Source organism: Rhodococcus sp. NPDC059968 (genome assembly GCF_042738615.1).
Classification (GTDB): Bacteria; Actinomycetota; Actinomycetes; order Mycobacteriales; family Mycobacteriaceae; genus Rhodococcus_F.
This window is the reverse complement of sequence record NZ_JBHWUE010000001.1, coordinates 386,703-403,496: the sequence shown is the minus strand read 5'-3', so window position 1 is coordinate 403,496 and position 16,794 is coordinate 386,703. Positions and strand designations below refer to the sequence as shown.

The window sequence follows — 16,794 nt, the reverse complement described above, 5'->3', positions numbered from 1 at the left end:
CTGCGCCGAACGGCCGTCGCCGCTACCGTGGGTATCCACCATGACCGACCGTGACCTCGTCGACCGGATCGACCGGCTCGTGCAGGACCAACTCGCGAACCACGACAACCGATCCGAGCACGACTCGAACGTGAACCAGGACTCGTGCCCGCACTGCGGACGCGAATGGCACGGACTCGCGATCACCGAGCGCATACAGCAGATGCGGCACGCTCGGGCTCTCGACCCGAAATACAACTACGCCCGCGATCACACCAGGGTGCTGTGCGCGGGTTCGCCATTCATCGGGCCGATGCCCGAAGAAGTGCTGATGCTCGGGGGATTCGATGTACATGCCGCCTGGCGGGACATGGTGGCGGCGGCACGGCAGGCGCCCGAACCGCTCGGGCAACCGGACCCGTTCGACACGTACCGCACCTCCGGTCCGCCCGGAGACGAATCACCGGCCGTGGGCCTTGCAGGCGGATGCGACCGCGCGTCGTGGCACTGCCCGCAATGCGGCGACCGAGCGCACTTCCTCGACACCGGCCGCGAACCCAACGCCTTCGCAGTCGCGCTGCGCGTCTACGCCGCGCACATCGCATCGGCGCACGACCCATCCGCGGACGACGCGTCCGCCTTCTCGACCCGGTGCGCACTCCCCACCCGCGGGGTGCACTGGGACAGCCGGCACACCGTGATCGGACGATTCGGCCCCGGCGGCAGCACCTTCGAACCCGGTGCCACCGCACGCGACCTCCGCGGCTTCAGCGGCCCACCGCCCGCGCGAGCCTGAGCGCTCCCGGTGCGTCGGATACCGCAGGAAAAACGCGATGACCAGCGCGTCGGCGTATCGTCGCTTGAAGATCCCTTACTCGGTCGGAAGTGTGCGGGCAAATGCCGAATGGTCGGATTCTAGGCCCAGAGGAAGGCGAGCTCTACCAGCCCGCCGGTGCCTGTGGCGACCGCTTCCTGGTGAACAGTCGAGAGTGGGGTAGTGGGTTTTCCATGGTTGAGCATCGCCTGCCCGCCAAAGTCCTTGCGGCTCCACTTCACAAGCACACCCGCGAGGATGAGTTCAGCTTCATCCTGGAAGGCACGGTCGGCGCCAAATTCGGAGACCAGGAGGTCAGCGCTGGTCCGGGGAATCTCATCTTCAAACCCCGCGGGGAGTGGCACACGTTCTGGAATGCCGGAGAGACACCGGCACGGTTACTCGAAATCATCTCTCCCGGAGGTTTGGAAGAATTGTTCCGATGCCTCGACCGACTGACCGAGGACCTGAGCCCCACGGAATGGGAGCAACTGATCGCACCCTACGGTTGCTCGGCGGACATGGAGGCGACCATGGCGCTCGTCGAAACGCACGGGCTGATCTTCTAGTGCGCACTGCTGCCGGAGGGTTCTCCGGAGCGGGCGAACGAGCTGTTCAGAATCCGGTGGCTGCGACGATGCGGCCTCCGGCGACGGCCTCGAGCAGCGCCGCGTGGTCTGCGGTGTTCTGCTCGGCGTAGGTCTCGGCGAATTCTGCTATCGCGTGTTCGAATTCGGTGTCGTCCCCCAGGTAGGCGGCGATCGCGATCCGGTCGCCGGCCCGCGCGTGCGCATAGGCGAGGACACGGGCACACAATCGCCCGTACAGCATCATGGTGGCGGGTGTCTGGGATTCGACCACCGCCGAACCCTTGCCGTCCCGCAATTGGCGCACGTAGAAGTCCCGCTCGACGCCGTCGGGACCCGCACCACGTTCCCAGCCCAGGAAGATGTCGCTCGCGGCCTGCATCAGTCGCTGTCCACTGACCACCCGCTCGCCCTCCGTCGCGAACGACGGCCCGTCGACGTAACGCGACAGCACCGACGGACCCGCTTCCTTGACCTGGAGAAACAGCGGGTCGTCGTCGTCGTCTGCTCCCAGCATCAGGATGATCCAGGTGCGGGTGCCCACACTGCCGACGCCGACCACCTTGCGGGCGATCTGCACCATCCGGAACTGGTCGTAGAGGACACGCTGGTCCCAACGCAGAGACTGCGCATACACGTCCAGGCGGTGCCGTACGTCTCGGTACAACGATTCGCGGTCCTCGCCCGCGTACAGCTCCTCGACCGGGACCAACAGTGGCGGGTTGCTGATGATCCGCCTCTCGCCGTCCACGACGGCGGTCAGCTTGGAGAGCGCTTGGACGCTGTCCCGGCGCCACGCCTTCTCCAGAGCCGTGCGGGCGCGTTTCGTCTGCGACTTGTCCAGCTCGTCTCGAAGCCCCACGAGTTCCGCTGTGGGCTCGATGTGGGAGTACCAGACGGCCAAGTTTCCCAGTTGCGCCTGTCTGGCAATGGTTTCGCGGTATTCGGCGACGCAGGAGTGGGTGATCTTCCTGCGCTTCTTGGCGCTGAATTCGTTCTCCTGCGCGGCGATCGCGAGGCTCGCGACCAGGCGTTTGACATCCCACTCGAAGGGACCGCGATGTGTCTCGTCGAAGTCGTTGATGTCGAATGCCAGCCGGCGTTCCGGGGTGGCGAAGATTCCGAAGTTGCTCAGGTGCGCGTCGCCGCAGAGCTGCGTGCGCAGGCCCGTGGTGGGCGAGTGGGACAAATCGTCGGCCATGATCGCGGCGGCACCACGGTAGAAGGCGAAGGCTGTCGCCGACATGCGCCCGTACCGGATCGGAACGAGTTCCGTGACTCTCTCCGTCGCCTGCTTTTCGAGGAGGCCCACCGGGTCGCGCCGATCGGCAACACCGTGCTCCGCGAGCGCAGCCGGCGGGGTATCTCGGCGGGCTGCCGCCCCGCGTTGTGCGCGCTCGGCCCGGCTCGGATGTGCCACCGGTTCGTCGTGTTCTGCGGAGTTCGTCATCGGGCGGCCGTCAGATCCGCTGTCGATTCCTCGGACATGGCTGTCTGCCTTCCTCGAGCGACGCGATATGGCCGGTTGGTTCCCATTCTCCTCCGCCCGGAAGTCGTTGGCGGCAAATACCAGCAGGTTCGTCGGGAAACGGGGGTGGGCTCGCCGGTCCCGTTCTGCTTGAATTGATGTATGTGCCGGTGGATGGCGTACTCGGGTGAGCCGATCCTCGCCGAGGCCCTGTTGTTCCGCCCTGAACATTCGCTGATCGATCAGAGTCTGCACTCGCGTCTCGGGGCGACGACCACGAATGGTGACGGGTTCGGTGTCGGCTGGTACGGCGAAGGCAGTGAGCCGGCGGTGTACAAGAGCATCGAACCGGCCTGGAACGACGGCAATCTGCGGGAGATCGCCGGTCAGGTGCGAACGCAGATGTTGCTCGCGCACGTGCGGGCTTCGACCGGGACGCCGGTGCAGCGCAGCAATTGTCACCCCTTCCGGCATGGGCGGTGGTTGTGGGTGCACAACGGCGCACTGCGCGGGTTTCACGAGATCAGGCGCGACCTGGTGATGGCCGTCGACCCGACGCTGTTCTCCGACATCGAGGGGTCGACGGACTCCGAGGCCCTGTTCTTCCTCGCACTGACGTTCGGCCTCGTCGACGATCCGTTCGGTGCTGTGGCCCGTGCGGTCGGCTTCGTCGAGGATGTCGGGCGCACGTATGGGGTCGAGCATCCGGTGCAGATGACCGTCGCGACCACCGACGGTGAATCGCTGTGGGTCTTTCGCTATTCGAGTGAGCGGCAGTCGAGGTCGCTGTTCTTCTCCACCGAGGTCGCGAAGGTGCGCGCACTGCACCCGGAGGTCGAGGTGCTGCGCGAATTGAGCGGGGAGACCCGCTTCGTGGTCTCCGAGCCCCTCCGCGACCTCGAAGGCGCGTGGAACGAAGTGCCGGAATCTTCGGCCGGCGTGGTCCGACCCGGGGAAGACGAAATCCGGCCCTTCGAACCGATCTCACCAACCTGACTTGGCGCAGCTCACTTGGCGGTGCTCTTGCGGGGCCGCCCACGACGCGCAGTCTTGGCCGGCGGCGCAGTCTTGACGGGAGGCGGTGTCTCCGATTCCGGTTCCGCGTCGTCCGTGGATTCCTCGGACGGATCGTCGCGCCAACTGATTTCGATCTCGATCTCGGTTTCGTCGCCGTCGACCTCGATTTCCAGCTCCCACTGAACCCGGTCGCCCACGACGACCGAAATCGAGTCGCCACCGGAGCCCAGTTCCACCTCAGAGCCGCTCGCGAGGGCCTGTCCGAGCGCGATGAGCCGGTCGGACACCTCTTTCCGGGAGAGCTCGGACTTCCTCTTGATCTCCAGCTTGGGCACGGCGACTCCTCACCTCGGTGCAGTGTCTCATCACCGTAACCGTCGCGAGACCGGTGTCCGGATCGAACGATGACAAACACCGATGTAGCTTCGCCGTCCCCGCACACATGGGACACTCAGGGCAGCGGAATGGACGGACGGTGGGCCTCCTATGACCGAAGAACCGACTACCGGTGATTCCGAGCGGGCAGCGGGCCCCCGACGCGCGCTCGCGATTCTGCTGGCGATGGCGATGTTCGTGCTCGTCGTCGACACGTCGCTGATGAACGTGTCGATCTCGTCGGTGGTTCGCGACCTCCACACGACCGTCAGCGGCGTCCAGGCGGCGATCGCGCTCGAGGCGCTGGTATCTGCCGCGTTCATCCTGATCGGCGGCAAGGTCGGCGACCTCATCGGACGCAAGCGGGCGTATGTGCTGGGTCTGCTCGGCTACGCAATCGGTGCGTCGGCGATGGCACTCGCACAAAGCCTCATCGCGATCGTCATCTTCTGGGCTGTGCTGGGTGGAATCGGCGCGTCACTCCTGTTGCCCGCGATGCAGTCCCTCATCCACGGCAACTTCGAAGGAGACGCTCAGAAGAAGGTCTACGCCCTGGTCGGGGCGGCGGCCGCGATCGCCGCTGCCGTCGGACCGCTACTCGGAGGTTTCATCACCACCTACCTCTCGTGGCGCATCGGATTCGTGCTCGAGGTCGTCATCATCGGGGTCGTGCTGTCCGGCATCAGACTCATCCGCGACGTCCCGTACACCGGACCGCGCGGCATCGACACGGTCGGTGCCGTCCTCTCCGTTCTGGGGATGGGCGGCATCGTGCTGGGAATCCTGGTGTGGCAGGAAGGGGGCGAATCCGTTGCCGCGCTCCTGGTGACCGGTGCGGTCGCGCTGGCCGGGCTGGCCTACTGGCTCGTGCGACGCAAACGTGGCGGGAAGCCGGCACTGCTGGACCCGGATCTGTTCCGCTCCAAGATCTTCCGGCTGGGCATCAGTGGGCAGATGCTCCAGCAGATCGCCCTGGGTGGCACGATGATCGCATTGCCGATCTACCTGCAGATGGTACTCGAGTACAACGCGATGCAGGCAGGCCTGTCCCTCGCACCCCTCTCCCTCAGCATGTTCGCAGTGGCGTTGCTCGCGGGCAAGAAGGCGGCCGATCGGCGCCCGAGCAGCATCATCCGGTGGGGATTCGTGCTTCTCACGATCGGGATAGCGGTGCTGATCCCGATCGTGCCCCGGGCCGAGTTCGGCTGGGGCCTCCTGATCCCCCTGATGGTTGCCGGATCGGGGTTGGGTTTGCTGGTGTCTCAACTCAACAACTACACGCTCGCCCCGATCGAGGAGGAGCGGATCAGCGAAGCCGCCAGCGTCAATTCTGCGGCGGGATCGTTCGGTCTGTCGTTCGGGCTGGCGTTCGCCGGCGCCATCATGCTGGCAACGCTGTCCCTCACCTTCACGGCGATGGCGGAATCGAGCACCGTGCTCCCGCCGGCAGAGCAGCAACAGGTCGCGCAGGTGCTCGAGGACGACGCCCAGGTCATGAGCAACACCCAACTCGAACAACTGCTGGTCGACCAACCCCCGGAGATTCAGGACGAGATCATCCGCATCAACACGGACGCACGACCCCTCGCCCTTCAGGTCGCACTGCTCATCCCCATCCTCGCCGGCCTCATCGGGGTGTTCAATTCGTTCCGCATGAGGCGCATACCGGATCCCAGCCCGCAGAATTCCGGTGAAGGGACAGACCTGGGCTGAGTCCCCCAACGCGTCGAAACCGCACGGGTCGTGGGCACGACCGTCGTTCAGGAGTCTTGCGGGTTCTCCGCTGCGGGTGCTTCCCAGGCGGCCACTGTGCGTCCTGCGTACTTTCGTGCCTCGTCCATGAGCGTCCGTGCCGGTGGCGTGAGGTGGGTTCGGCGGCAGACTGCGGCGACGTGCAGGTAGGACTCGGGGACGATGCGGTGCACGGTGGCGCCGGCCTGCCTGGCCGACGGCGCCCACGACGACGGCATGACGGCCTGCCCGAATCCGCTGAGCACCATCGGCAGGATCGACGTCCGGTGGGCGACCTCGGCGACGATGGTGGCTGCGACGCCGCTGGCGAGGACCTCGTCGACGAGGGTTCGCATCAACGATCCACGCTGCGAGACGATCAGGCGGAAGCCCGACAATTCCGATCTCCGAATCTCCGGGCGGGCCGGCGTTTCGGCGCCCGGCCCGGAGATGAGGATCAGCGGCTGGCTTTCGAGCGCGACGACGTCGAGTTCGGGGGCACGCACTGCGGCGGGTGAACCCAGGATCCCGACCTCGCAGACGCCGGTGCGCACGGCGTGCAGAACCTCTTCGGGAGTGAACGCCGCCTCGGCATTGACGGTGACCGACGGATAGGTGCGGCTGAAGCTCGTGAGGATCGTGGTGAGGGGTTCGATCCCGGGTGACGGCATCGTGATCAGGTCCACGCGACCGGAGCGCAGCCCTTTCAGCGCATCGACGGACGCCTTCGCGTCCTCGAGATCGCGCAGCACCACGCGGGCAGGACCGACGAGCGTTTCGCCGGCGTCGCTGAGCACCAGCCGGCGCCCGACGCGGTGGAAGAGCGGTACCCCGAGTTCCCGTTCGAGCGCGGATATCGACTGGGACAGCGAGGGCTGCGCGATCAGCAGTGTTTCCGCTGCGCGGTTGATGCCTCCCTGATCGACCACAGCCAGGAAGTACCGCAACTGACGCGCATCCATCCGAACCCCTTCATTTCCGTCGATCTGCGCCGAACCCTCGACTGTGACCTCGGCGGCCTATGCGTGGACACTCACTCTACCTGCGAAAACACAACTCGATTAGGTGAAACCTATAAGCCGGATCGACTCTTGGTCATGGACGCTGCGCGATTGTGACGGGTTAATGAATGCATCACACACTGTGACGAGCACAACACGATGGAGGCAACGACATGGCACCGCAGACGTTCAAGATTGCATCGATCCCCGCCGACGGCGTCGGCAAGGAGGTCGTCGCTGCCGGACGGCGCGTGCTCGACGTCCTCGCAGAACAGTCCGGTGGGCGTTTCGCCTTCGAGTGGGAAGAATTTCCCTGGGGATGCGGGTACTACGAGCAGACCGGGAAGATGATGGCCGACGACGGCCTCGACACCCTGAAGGCATTCGACGCCATCTACTTCGGAGCGGTCGGATGGGAGAACGTCCCCGATCACATCAGTCTCTGGGGGCTGCGGCTCAACATCACCCAGAACTTCGACCAGTGGGCCAACGTGCGGCCCGTGAAGTTCCTCCCCGGTGTGCAGTCGCCGCTGCGCAAGGCCGACGACACCGAACTCGACTGGGTCGTCGTCCGGGAGAACAGCGAGGGCGAGTACGCCGGCCTCGGTGGACGCAACCTCAGCGGCCGCGGACCGGGCAACGAGGTCGCGCTGCAGACCGCACTGTTCACCGAGAAGGGCTGCGAGCGCATCATGCGGTTCGCGTTCGACCTGGCCCGCACCCGCACGGTGAAGAAGGTGTCCAGCGTCACCAAGTCCAACGCCCAGCAGTACGGCATGGTCCTGTGGGACGAGGTCTTCAACCGCGTCGCCCTCGACTACCCCGACGTCGCGACCGAAAGCGTCCTCGTCGACGCCATGAGCGCGAAGTTCATCCTGCACCCGGAGGACCTGTCCGTGGTGGTGGCGTCGAATCTCAATGCCGACATCCTCTCGGACCTCGGCTCCGCGCTGGCGGGAAGCCTCGGCATCGCGGCAAGCGCGAACCTCAACCCGGAGCGCCGCTTCCCGAGCATGTTCGAACCCGTCCACGGTTCCGCACCCGACATCGCCGGCCAGGGCATCAGCAACCCGATCGGCGCGATCGCCAGCGCCGCCCTGATGCTCGACCACTTCGGGCTGCACGACGAGGCACGCCGCGTCGAAGCCGCCATCGAAGCCGCCACCGCAAGCGGAGCACTGACCCGCGACATCGGCGGCTCGTCGGACACCGACGCCGTCACCGAGGCGATCGTGCACGCTCTGCAGACCGCTCTGACCCCAGCCTGACCCCAGCCCGCCTGCGCAGCCGGCCCGACTCGGCAGGATCTGCCGGGTCGGGCCCCCTCGAACGGTCGGTAACTCTCGGCCACCCCGTCTTCACACCTGAACACTCTCACCCGAGGTGAATGTCATGGAAATACCCAGCAGCGCAGCGAGTTACCAACCGGCGACTGTGAAGAAACCGTGGTACAGGCAACTGTACTTCTGGGTTCTCATCGCGATCGTGCTCGGCATCCTGGTCGGGTGGCTCTGGCCGGACACCGGCGAGGCGATGGAGCCGATCGGCACCACCTTCATCACCGCGATGAAGATGCTGATCTGCCCGATCGTGTTCCTGACGATCGTCGGCGGGATCGCGAGTGTCGCGGACCTGAAGAAGGTCGGGCTGACCGGAATCAAGGCGCTGACCTACTTCCAGGTCGGAACGATCCTCGCACTGCTCACCGGCCTCGTCGCGATCAACCTCTTCCGCCTCGGGGACGGGGTGAATGCCGATGCCGCCTCGCTGGAAACGACCGACTCCGCCAACAAACTGATTCAGACCGGTGAAGAGAAACAGTGGTGGGAGTTCATCACCCACCTGGTCCCGGACAGCGTGTTCGGCCCGTTCGTCGAGGGCGACATCCTCCAGGTCATTTTCCTCGCCGTCATCTTCGGTGTCGCCATCAACGCGGTGGGACAGATCGCCGCCCCGATCCGGGACGCCGTCGAACGCCTCACCGCGGTGGTCTTCAAGGTCCTGAGCTTCATCATGAAGCTCGCACCCCTCGGTGCGTTCGGCGCCATGGCCTTCGCCATCGGCAAGTACGGTGTCTCCACCCTCACCAGCCTCGGCAGCCTCATCCTGCTGTTCTACGCCACGTCCGCGTTCTTCGTCTTCGTGGTCCTCGGATCGGTGATGGCGTACCTGCGGCTCAACATCTTCCGGATGCTCGGCTTCTTCAAGGAAGAACTCCTGCTCATTCTCGGTACCTCCACTGCCGAGCCCGCGCTGCCCGGTTTGATGCGGAAGCTCGAGTACGCCGGCGTCAAGAAGCCCACGGTGGGTCTCGTCGTGCCCACCGGCTACAGTTTCAACCTCGACGGGGCCGCCATCTACCTCTCCCTCGCGGCGCTGTACATCGCGCAGGCCACCAACACCGACCTGTCGATTCCGCAGCAACTCGGCCTCCTCGGCGTCATGCTGCTCACCTCCAAGGGCGCCGCGGGTGTCGCCGGAGGCGGATTCATCGCGCTGACAGCAACATTGAGCACCCTCGGCACCATCCCTGCGGCCGGCATCATGCTCATCTTCGGTATCGACAAGTTCATGTCCGAATGCCGCGCCCTGGTGAACTTCATCGGCAACGCCGTCGCCACCCTGTTCGTCGCCAAATGGAACCACGAACTCGACGTCGACCGCGCCCGCCGCGTCTTTTCCGGCGAGGTACTTCCCGCACCCGACGGTGACGTCGAGAACGACTTCGACATGGAGATCCTGGAACAGGAACCACGGCCTGAACGGATCGACCACGAGCGACTCGACGCCGCGACAACGCCCGCGCACTCCGCACAGCGATGACCGCACCCCGCACTGCACGCGAGAAAGGAAGGCCGATGAGGGTTCTGGTTGCCCCCGACAAGTTCAAGGGCTCCCTCTCCGCAGTCGATGTCGCCGAACATCTCTCGGCCGGACTCGCCTCGGCGGGAATCGAGAGCAGGCAACTTCCTCTCGCCGACGGTGGCGACGGCAGCGTCGACGCGGCGGTGGCAGTCGGGTTCACTCCGCACCCGGTCACCGTCGCCGGTGCCACGGGAACACCCCAGCGCGGACGCATCGCAGTCAACGGCACCACAGCGGTGGTCGAAGTCGCCAACACCTGCGGACTGGCCACCCTCCCCAGCGGGCGCACCGCTCCCCTCGACGCCTCCAGCCTCGGGGTGGGGCAGGCCATCGGGCACGCCCTCCGCCACCACCCGCGTCGCCTCGTCCTCGCCCTCGGCGGCAGCGCCGGCACCGACGGCGGGATGGGGATGCTCGCCGCCCTCGGGTTCACGTTCTCCGACACCACGGGACGACCCCTGCGGGCGTGCGGGCGAACTCTTCCCGACGTCGCGACGATCGACTCCTCCCGCGCGGTGAACCTGTCCGGAATCGAGATCGTGATCGCCGGCGACGTCACCAACCCGCTGACCGGACCGAACGGTGCCGCCGCCGTGTACGGCCCTCAGAAGGGCGCCGACCCCGCGGCCGTGCGCTACCTCGACGCCGGCCTCGACAACCTCGTCGAGGCGTTCACCCGCAGCGGCTACCCGCAGTCGCGTGCGGTGGCGAACTCCCCCGGCGCAGGCAGCGCCGGTGGGATCGGATTCGCCGCCATGATGCTCGGTGCACGTATGGTCTCGGGCGCCGAATACTTCCTCGACCTGCTCGATTTCGACGGCTACCTCGCGGGAATGGACCTGGTGATCACCGGCGAGGGAAGCATCGACGAGCAAACCGAACACGGCAAACTCCTCGCCGTCCTGGCCCGCCGCGCCCACCCGGTCCCGGTGATCGCCGTGGCCGGCCGCAACACTCTCGCCCGAAATCGTTGGGCACCTGCCGGTTTCGATCACATCCACGCCCTCGGCGACTACACCGACCGGAACACCGCCACCGACCCGGAGCTGACCGGCGAACTCCTCACCCACATCGGGCGCGACATCGGCCGCGGCTCACTTCTGCACACCGAAGGACCACTGTGACTCTCACCGACATCCATTCGCCACTCGCTGCCGATGTCGACGCGGCGTCGCTGCTGTCGCCGCGCCGGGCGAAGATCGTCTGCACCCTCGGGCCTGCCACCGCTACCGACGAACGCACCCGCACCCTCGTCGAAACCGGGATGGACATCGCCCGACTGAATTTCAGCCACGGCGACCACGCCGACCACGCAGCCAACTACCGGCGCGTCCGTGCCGCAGCCGACAGCACCGGCAGGGCCGTCGGAATCCTCGCGGACCTGCAGGGACCGAAGATCCGCCTCGGCCGCTTCGCCGACGGCGGGGCGGTGTGGGCGGCCGGGGAACAGGTCCGGATCACCGTCGAGCAGTGCGAGGGCACCCACGACCGGGTCTCGACCACCTACAACCAACTCGCCCAGGACGCCCGGCCCGGTGACCGCCTACTGGTCGACGACGGCAAGATCGCACTGACCGTGCTCGACGTCGACGGCAACGACGTGGTGTGCCGGGTGACCGAGGGCGGCCCGATCAGCAACAACAAGGGCGTCTGTCTGCCCGGGATGAACGTCTCCGTTCCCGCGCTGTCCGACAAGGACATCGACGACCTCGAATTCGCCCTGCGGCTCGGGGTGGACCTGGTCGCCCTGTCGTTCGTGCGCGCCCCGTCCGACATCGACCGCGTCCACGAGGTGATGGACCGGGTCGGCCGGCGGGTGCCGGTGATCGCGAAGATCGAGAAGCCCGAAGCCGTCGACGACATCGAGGCGATCGTGCGTGCCTTCGACGCGGTCATGGTCGCGCGCGGCGATCTCGGGGTGGAGGTCCCCCTCGAGCAGGTGCCGTTGATGCAGAAGCGCATCGTGCAGATCGCACGGGAGAACGCCCGACCGGTGATCGTGGCGACGCAGATGCTCGAGTCGATGATCGAGAATTCCCGTCCCACCCGGGCCGAGGCGTCCGATGTGGCCAACGCGGTCCTCGACGGCGCGGACGCGGTGATGCTGTCCGGTGAAACCTCCGTCGGTGCATACCCGATCGAGACGGTCGCGACGATGGCGCGGATCCTCTCCGCCGTCGAACGCGAGTCCACCACCGTTCCCGCCCTGACGCACATCCCTCGTACCCACGGCGGTGTGCTCTCGTTCGCCGCCCGGGACATCGGCGAGCGCCTGAACGCCACCGCGCTGGTGGCGTTCACCCAGTCCGGGGACACCGTGCGACGCCTCGCCCGGCTCCACACCCCGCTGCCACTGCTGGCGTTCACCCCGGTACCCCAGGTACGCAACGAACTCGCCCTCACCTGGGGCACCGAAACCTTCCTCGTCGACCCGGTCGAGTCGACCGACGAGATGATCCGCCAGGTCGACACCGCGCTCCTCCGGCTGGGCCGCTACCGGCGCGGCGACCTCGTCGTCATCGTCGCCGGCTCTCCCCCGCACACCGTCGGATCCACCAACCTCATCCACGTCCACCGGGTCGGCGAGGACGACTTCACGACGGGCGAGACGCTGCTGCCCCGTCGAGCAGATGCGGGCGTATGGCCCCGACGGGGTTGAGCCGCTCGTAGGCCCGCGCCACGTCGAGCAGGAACAGGTCGTTGCCCGGGGCGGCAACGATCTGCACACCGACCGGCAGACCGTCGGCGCTGAATCCGGCGGGAACGGAGATCGACGGGCATCCCAGGACCGTCACGGTCAACGCCGACGTCATCCAGTCGAGGTAGTCGTCGCAGCGACGACCGTCGACCGCTGCCGGGTACTCGAGTTCGGCGTCGAACGGGAGCACCTGCGACACCGGCATCACCAGGATGTCGTGGTGGGTGAAGAATTCGACGGCGCGATACTGGATCTCCGCCTGTGCCACCATGGCTTTCGCGACATCGTCGGCGGAAAGCCGGTCTGCCTGCCGGATGTTGTCGAGCAGCGACGGCTTCAGCAGGTCGGGGGTGGCGTCGGCGCGGTCACCGAGGTCGATCTTGAACCGCCACGCCCGCAGCGTGCGGAACACCCACTCGGCGTCGGGAATCGACGGTGCGTCCTCGGCCACCACCGCACCCGCGGCGGCGAAGATCGACGACTGCCGGTCGTGGATCTCGCGGACCGGCGGGTCCACGGGGAAGATGCCGTTCAGATCCGCGGACACCGCGACGCGCAGACCCTGCAGGCCGGCGACACCGAGGCGCGGCGCGAGGGCATCGGCGCTGAGCGAGCTGCGGATGCGCGCGTCGGGTCCGGAGATCACCGACAGCAGCAGTTCCAGGTCGTCGACGTTCCGGGCCATCGGCCCCTGCGTCACGAGTGAGTCCCACGGGGCGCTGTTGGGCCAGCACGGTACGCGGCCCGGCGTGGGGCGCAATCCGACGACGTTGCAGAACGACGCCGGGTTGCGCAGCGAACCGCCCATGTCGCTGCCGTCGGCGAGCGCGACCAGTCCCGCACCGAGCGCGGACGCGGCGCCGCCGCTCGAGCCACCCGCGCTCTTGGTGGGGTCGTACGGGTTGGTGGTGGTCCCGAAGACGGGGTTGAACGTGTGCGAGCCGGCGGCGAATTCGGGGACGTTGGTCTTGCCGATCGTGACGGCCCCGGCCGCGATGACACGTTCGGCGATCAGCTCACTGGTCTCGGGCACGTTGTCGACGAGGAGCGGTGAGCCCGCGACCGTGGGGAAACCGGCGACGTCGTGAGTGTCCTTGAACGCGAACGGCAGTCCGTGCAACGGACCCACCGGGCTTCCGGCGGCCGTCTGTGCGTCAGCGGTGGCAGCGGTGGCGTGCGCGCGGTCCAGGTCGAGGCTGACGAGCGCGTTGACCGTCGGATTCACCTGCGCGATCCGATCCGTGTGCAGGTCGAGCAGCTCGCGGGCCGAGATGTCCTTGCTACGGAGTGCGGCGAGCATCTCTCGCGCGGTCGAGTAGTGATCGATGGTCATTTCGAGGTCCCCAGGATCGAGGTGGTGGCGGGAAGGTCTTCCGACGGCGCGGGGGTCGGGGTGCGGGGACGGGTGGCGCGGACGACGGCCTCCACGACGGCGATCACCGCGAGGTTGAGGACCAGGCCGCAGATGCCGGCGTCGATGTTGGCGAGGTTCAGGTCGAAGACGGTCATCACGATGACGGTGAGCATTCCCACGACGAGACCGGCGAACACGGACTGCTTGGCGAGCAACGGCTTCTCGGGCAGGGCCAGCGCCAGACCGGGAGCCAGCTGGCTGAGCCCTCCGAACGTGAGCAGCAGCAGATTGGCCAGCAGATCGGGGCGCGTCAGGCCGAGCACCAGAGCCGTGGTGGCAGCCGCGATCACGACCAGGTGGTTGAACCGGAGCTTCGTGCGCTCGCTCTGAATCTTCACCAGGTTGTGCGACGCCAGCGTCGAGATGCCGATGCAGATGGCACCGGCAGGCAGCATCGCGGCGGAGGCGGCGGCGATCGCGATCAGTCCGAGCGCCCAGTTCGGCAGGGCTCCCCCAGCCAGCGTGAGGAGGACGGCGTTACTGCTGGTGTTGGGATTCAGCGCGAGGATCCCGACGAAGCCCAGCATGATCGGGAGAATCATGACCACCTGGTACATCGGCAGAAAAGTGTTGTTGGAGCGGATCACTCGACCGTTCTTGGCGGCCAGCAGCGGCGGCCACAGATGCGGGGTGGTGAGGAACCCGCAGCCGATCGCGGAGATCAGCAGGCTGGTGGTCCACCAGACCTTGTCGTAGTCGCCGGGGTTCACGGTCAGCATCTCGCTGTGGGTCTGGGCGATCTGGCCGAACACGTCGCCGATGCCACCGGCGAAGTGCAACGGGATCACGATCGACAGCACCACGACGGCGAGCAGGATCAGGACGTCCTTGACATAGGCGGTGCGCGCGAGGCCGTGGATGCCGGCCCACAGCACGAATCCGACGACGAGGACGGTCGCGACGATCATGCTCAGCGTGCCCGAACTCGCGCTGCCGGTGACGAGACGGACGATCAGACCGAGACCGGTGATCTGCAACTGCAGGTACGGCAGCAGGAAGATGATGCCGCACAGGGCGACGAGCCGCCCGAGGAGCGGGCTGCGGTACCGGTCCGCGAAGAAGTCGGCCTGGGTGATGTAGCCGCGGTCCTTGCTGAGCTTCCAGATCCGCGGTCCGATGAAATACAGGGCCACGTAGCCGAGCGGGATGTACGGGATGGCGTAGGTGGCGCCGATGCCCGCGGTGAATGCGATACCGGCGACACCGAGGAACGTGAACGTGGTGAACGATTCGCCGGCCTGCAGGAAGAAACTGGTGACCACACCGAAGTTCCGCGTGCCGACCGTCCACTCGCTCAGGTTCTGAGCCCGTTTCCGGCGCCCACCGACCGCGATCACGGCCAGACCGATCATGCCGGCCAGGGTGATCCACAGTGCCGAGTTCGTCATAGCGTCGCCTCCTCGTGCGGCCGGACGAGGCCGAACTCCACCGCCGCCAGCGCGGGCAGCAGGAGGAGCACCCAGGCCGAGCACCAGACGAGGAGCCGGGGCATCCCCAGCCACAGATCGGCCGTGTTCACAAACGGCAGCCACACGGCGGTGACGAGTGCGAGCACCGGGGCAACCGGGACGAGCAGCAGCCAGCGGCGCTGCGGCGAATCCTCGATCGCCCCGAGAATGGCGTCTCGTTGCATGCTGTTCCTTCTTCCATCCGGGGAGTAGAGGAAGCATGCGTGGTGCGGATCACAGCACTCAACAGCTGGACGAGGTTCGGCGAAATCGGCCACCAACCTGTCGGAGATCGCAATCAGGTGCGCCGGAGGAGCCGCCCGATGTCGAAATCCGTCACATCGCCCGGCCGCTGCGCTTGACCGCCTGCACCACCATGTTGGTTTCCAGCGCCGCCGCGTCCGCCACCCACGGCGCGGTGGTGATGTAGTCGTAGAGCACCGACTCGTCCGGGGCGGCGATGTTGGCGACCACCTGGTACTCGCCCGCCGTGCCGGCGGCGTACCGCACGTACGGCATCTCGAGCATCCCCCGGACGAGCGGTTCGATCCGGTTGCGCTGGGTCTTGATGAACAGCATCGCCTCGGCACGCAGCCCGAACAGGGCCGGATCCACCACCACCCGAAGGCTGATCGCGCCCTCGGTGAGCAGCGACTGGACCCGTCGCCGGGCCGTCGCCTCGGACACACCCGAGGTCCGGGCGAGCGCCGTGGTGCCCACCCGCCCGTTCTGCATCAGTTCGCGGATGATCGTCCGGTCGACGGGGTCGCGGGTGCCGCGTTCGAGGTCGGTGAGGAAGGACGCCGGAGGCGCCACCCCGCCGATCGCTTCCTTCTCGGCGGGGGTCAGCACCCCGGCCTCCCATTCACGGACCGTACGGAAGTACCGCAGCACGGGGTCGGTCCAGCTTCGGACGACGCCCATCGTCGCGGGCAGTTCGTCCATGACGAGCTTGGGGAGGCGGTCCCGGGACACGTGGATTTCGGCCACGCAGTCGGCGGTGCCGGTGAGGATGTACACGAAGATGCAGTCGCTGCGCTGAGCGAGGGCGCTCGCCGCCACCCGCACCGTTCCCGGGGAGCACTGGAGGCGGACGATCGCGGTGCCGCCGCTGTTCGCGACGGCGGTGACGGCCACCCGGCCGGACTCGAGGAGCGCGATGCCGTGCCGGGTCACGTTCCGTTCGGGTTCGCCGAGCGCCTGGGCGATTCGGCTCCAGGAACACCGCCCGTCGACCTGGAGGGCAGCGACGATCCGCTGATCGAGCGAGAACCTGCGTTCGGTCATTGCAGAGACCTGCCCTCCGTGCCACGTGTGCATGCGATGTTAGGCCAGTCGATGACGGTGAGAATCCCGATCCGGTTGCAGGCGATATTGCACCCTCGCGTCGAGACTCG

General features: G+C 66.9%; 15 protein-coding genes. 8 read left to right on the top strand and 7 right to left on the bottom strand.

The window, feature by feature from the left end:
- Window positions 1-40: 40 nt before the first annotated feature.
- Complete coding sequence (locus ACFWAY_RS01870; protein WP_378509664.1) at window positions 41-775, top strand: hypothetical protein; 735 nt, start codon at window positions 41-43, stop codon at window positions 773-775.
- Window positions 776-876: 101 nt separating this feature from the next.
- Window positions 877-1,362, top strand: coding sequence for a cupin domain-containing protein (locus ACFWAY_RS01865; RefSeq protein WP_378509663.1), 486 nt, complete (start codon window positions 877-879; stop codon window positions 1,360-1,362).
- Between the two features lie 46 nt (window positions 1,363-1,408).
- Here the strand turns inward: ACFWAY_RS01865 and ACFWAY_RS01860 are convergent, their stop codons facing one another.
- Entirely contained in the window at window positions 1,409-2,830 is a 1,422-nt protein-coding gene (locus ACFWAY_RS01860; RefSeq protein WP_378509662.1) for a DUF2252 domain-containing protein, read from the bottom strand.
- A 192-nt stretch (window positions 2,831-3,022) separates the two neighbouring features.
- Here ACFWAY_RS01860 and ACFWAY_RS01855 point away from each other — a divergent pair, with 192 nt between their 5' ends.
- Window positions 3,023-3,844: a class II glutamine amidotransferase gene (locus tag ACFWAY_RS01855; RefSeq protein ID WP_378509661.1), complete on the top strand. Its 822-nt coding sequence runs from the start codon at window positions 3,023-3,025 to the stop codon at window positions 3,842-3,844.
- An 11-nt stretch (window positions 3,845-3,855) separates the two neighbouring features.
- Here ACFWAY_RS01855 and ACFWAY_RS01850 read toward each other — a convergent pair whose 3' ends face one another.
- On the bottom strand, window positions 3,856-4,200 hold the full coding sequence (locus ACFWAY_RS01850; RefSeq protein ID WP_378451088.1) for an amphi-Trp domain-containing protein: 345 nt from the start codon (window positions 4,198-4,200) through the stop codon (window positions 3,856-3,858).
- A 151-nt stretch (window positions 4,201-4,351) separates the two neighbouring features.
- On the opposite strand from ACFWAY_RS01850, the gene ACFWAY_RS01845 reads away from it, so the two are divergent.
- Window positions 4,352-5,953, top strand: coding sequence for an MFS transporter (locus ACFWAY_RS01845; RefSeq protein ID WP_378451087.1), 1,602 nt, complete (start codon window positions 4,352-4,354; stop codon window positions 5,951-5,953).
- Window positions 5,954-6,000: 47 nt separating this feature from the next.
- Here ACFWAY_RS01845 and ACFWAY_RS01840 read toward each other — a convergent pair whose 3' ends face one another.
- A complete protein-coding gene (locus tag ACFWAY_RS01840; protein WP_378451104.1) occupies window positions 6,001-6,933 on the bottom strand; it encodes a LysR family transcriptional regulator in 933 nt (310 codons plus the stop codon).
- Window positions 6,934-7,145: 212 nt separating this feature from the next.
- Here ACFWAY_RS01840 and ACFWAY_RS01835 point away from each other — a divergent pair, with 212 nt between their 5' ends.
- From ACFWAY_RS01835 to pyk, 4 genes are all read left to right on the top strand, one after another.
- Window positions 7,146-8,240: a tartrate dehydrogenase gene (locus ACFWAY_RS01835; protein WP_378451086.1), complete on the top strand. Its 1,095-nt coding sequence runs from the start codon at window positions 7,146-7,148 to the stop codon at window positions 8,238-8,240.
- Window positions 8,241-8,364: 124 nt separating this feature from the next.
- Window positions 8,365-9,795 carry a C4-dicarboxylate transporter DctA gene (gene dctA, locus ACFWAY_RS01830; protein WP_378509660.1) on the top strand — a complete coding sequence of 477 codons (1,431 nt, stop codon included), beginning with the start codon at window positions 8,365-8,367 and terminating at the stop codon, window positions 9,793-9,795.
- Between the two features lie 35 nt (window positions 9,796-9,830).
- Window positions 9,831-10,961, top strand: a complete 1,131-nt coding sequence (locus tag ACFWAY_RS01825; RefSeq protein ID WP_378451084.1) for a glycerate kinase — start codon at window positions 9,831-9,833, stop codon at window positions 10,959-10,961.
- Window positions 10,962-10,972: 11 nt separating this feature from the next.
- Entirely contained in the window at window positions 10,973-12,496 is a 1,524-nt protein-coding gene (gene pyk, locus ACFWAY_RS01820; RefSeq protein ID WP_378509739.1) for a pyruvate kinase, read from the top strand.
- On the opposite strand, the gene ACFWAY_RS01815 is transcribed toward pyk, so the two are convergent.
- From ACFWAY_RS01815 to ACFWAY_RS01800, 4 genes are all read right to left on the bottom strand, one after another.
- Window positions 12,432-13,868 carry an amidase gene (locus ACFWAY_RS01815; protein ID WP_378509659.1) on the bottom strand — a complete coding sequence of 479 codons (1,437 nt, stop codon included), beginning with the start codon at window positions 13,866-13,868 and terminating at the stop codon, window positions 12,432-12,434. The two genes, pyk and ACFWAY_RS01815, sit on opposite strands and share 65 nt — an antisense overlap.
- Window positions 13,865-15,337, bottom strand: coding sequence for a sodium:solute symporter (locus ACFWAY_RS01810; RefSeq protein WP_378509658.1), 1,473 nt, complete (start codon window positions 15,335-15,337; stop codon window positions 13,865-13,867). Before ACFWAY_RS01810 ends, ACFWAY_RS01815 begins: the two co-directional genes overlap by 4 nt.
- On the bottom strand, window positions 15,334-15,582 hold the full coding sequence (locus tag ACFWAY_RS01805) for a hypothetical protein (protein ID WP_037230626.1): 249 nt from the start codon (window positions 15,580-15,582) through the stop codon (window positions 15,334-15,336). Before ACFWAY_RS01805 ends, ACFWAY_RS01810 begins: the two co-directional genes overlap by 4 nt.
- Window positions 15,583-15,733: 151 nt before the next feature.
- Window positions 15,734-16,684 carry an Lrp/AsnC family transcriptional regulator gene (locus ACFWAY_RS01800; protein WP_378509657.1) on the bottom strand — a complete coding sequence of 317 codons (951 nt, stop codon included), beginning with the start codon at window positions 16,682-16,684 and terminating at the stop codon, window positions 15,734-15,736.
- Window positions 16,685-16,794: the final 110 nt, after the last annotated feature.

What these genes read in the sequence shown, in the direction of transcription:
- ACFWAY_RS01870 (WP_378509664.1), top strand. Translation starts at nt 41, where the DNA reads ATGACCGACCGTGACCTCGTCGACCGGATCGACCGGCTCGTGCAGGAC.
- ACFWAY_RS01865 (WP_378509663.1), top strand. Translation starts at nt 877, where the DNA reads ATGCCGAATGGTCGGATTCTAGGCCCAGAGGAAGGCGAGCTCTACCAG.
- ACFWAY_RS01860 (WP_378509662.1), bottom strand. Translation starts at nt 2,830, where the DNA reads ATGACGAACTCCGCAGAACACGACGAACCGGTGGCACATCCGAGCCGG.
- ACFWAY_RS01855 (WP_378509661.1), top strand. Translation starts at nt 3,023, where the DNA reads ATGGCGTACTCGGGTGAGCCGATCCTCGCCGAGGCCCTGTTGTTCCGC.
- ACFWAY_RS01845 (WP_378451087.1), top strand. Translation starts at nt 4,352, where the DNA reads ATGACCGAAGAACCGACTACCGGTGATTCCGAGCGGGCAGCGGGCCCC.
- ACFWAY_RS01840 (WP_378451104.1), bottom strand. Translation starts at nt 6,933, where the DNA reads ATGGATGCGCGTCAGTTGCGGTACTTCCTGGCTGTGGTCGATCAGGGA.
- ACFWAY_RS01835 (WP_378451086.1), top strand. Translation starts at nt 7,146, where the DNA reads ATGGCACCGCAGACGTTCAAGATTGCATCGATCCCCGCCGACGGCGTC.
- dctA (WP_378509660.1), top strand. Translation starts at nt 8,365, where the DNA reads ATGGAAATACCCAGCAGCGCAGCGAGTTACCAACCGGCGACTGTGAAG.
- ACFWAY_RS01825 (WP_378451084.1), top strand. Translation starts at nt 9,831, where the DNA reads ATGAGGGTTCTGGTTGCCCCCGACAAGTTCAAGGGCTCCCTCTCCGCA.
- ACFWAY_RS01815 (WP_378509659.1), bottom strand. Translation starts at nt 13,868, where the DNA reads ATGACCATCGATCACTACTCGACCGCGCGAGAGATGCTCGCCGCACTC.
- ACFWAY_RS01810 (WP_378509658.1), bottom strand. Translation starts at nt 15,337, where the DNA reads ATGACGAACTCGGCACTGTGGATCACCCTGGCCGGCATGATCGGTCTG.
- ACFWAY_RS01805 (WP_037230626.1), bottom strand. Translation starts at nt 15,582, where the DNA reads ATGCAACGAGACGCCATTCTCGGGGCGATCGAGGATTCGCCGCAGCGC.
- ACFWAY_RS01800 (WP_378509657.1), bottom strand. Translation starts at nt 16,684, where the DNA reads ATGACCGAACGCAGGTTCTCGCTCGATCAGCGGATCGTCGCTGCCCTC.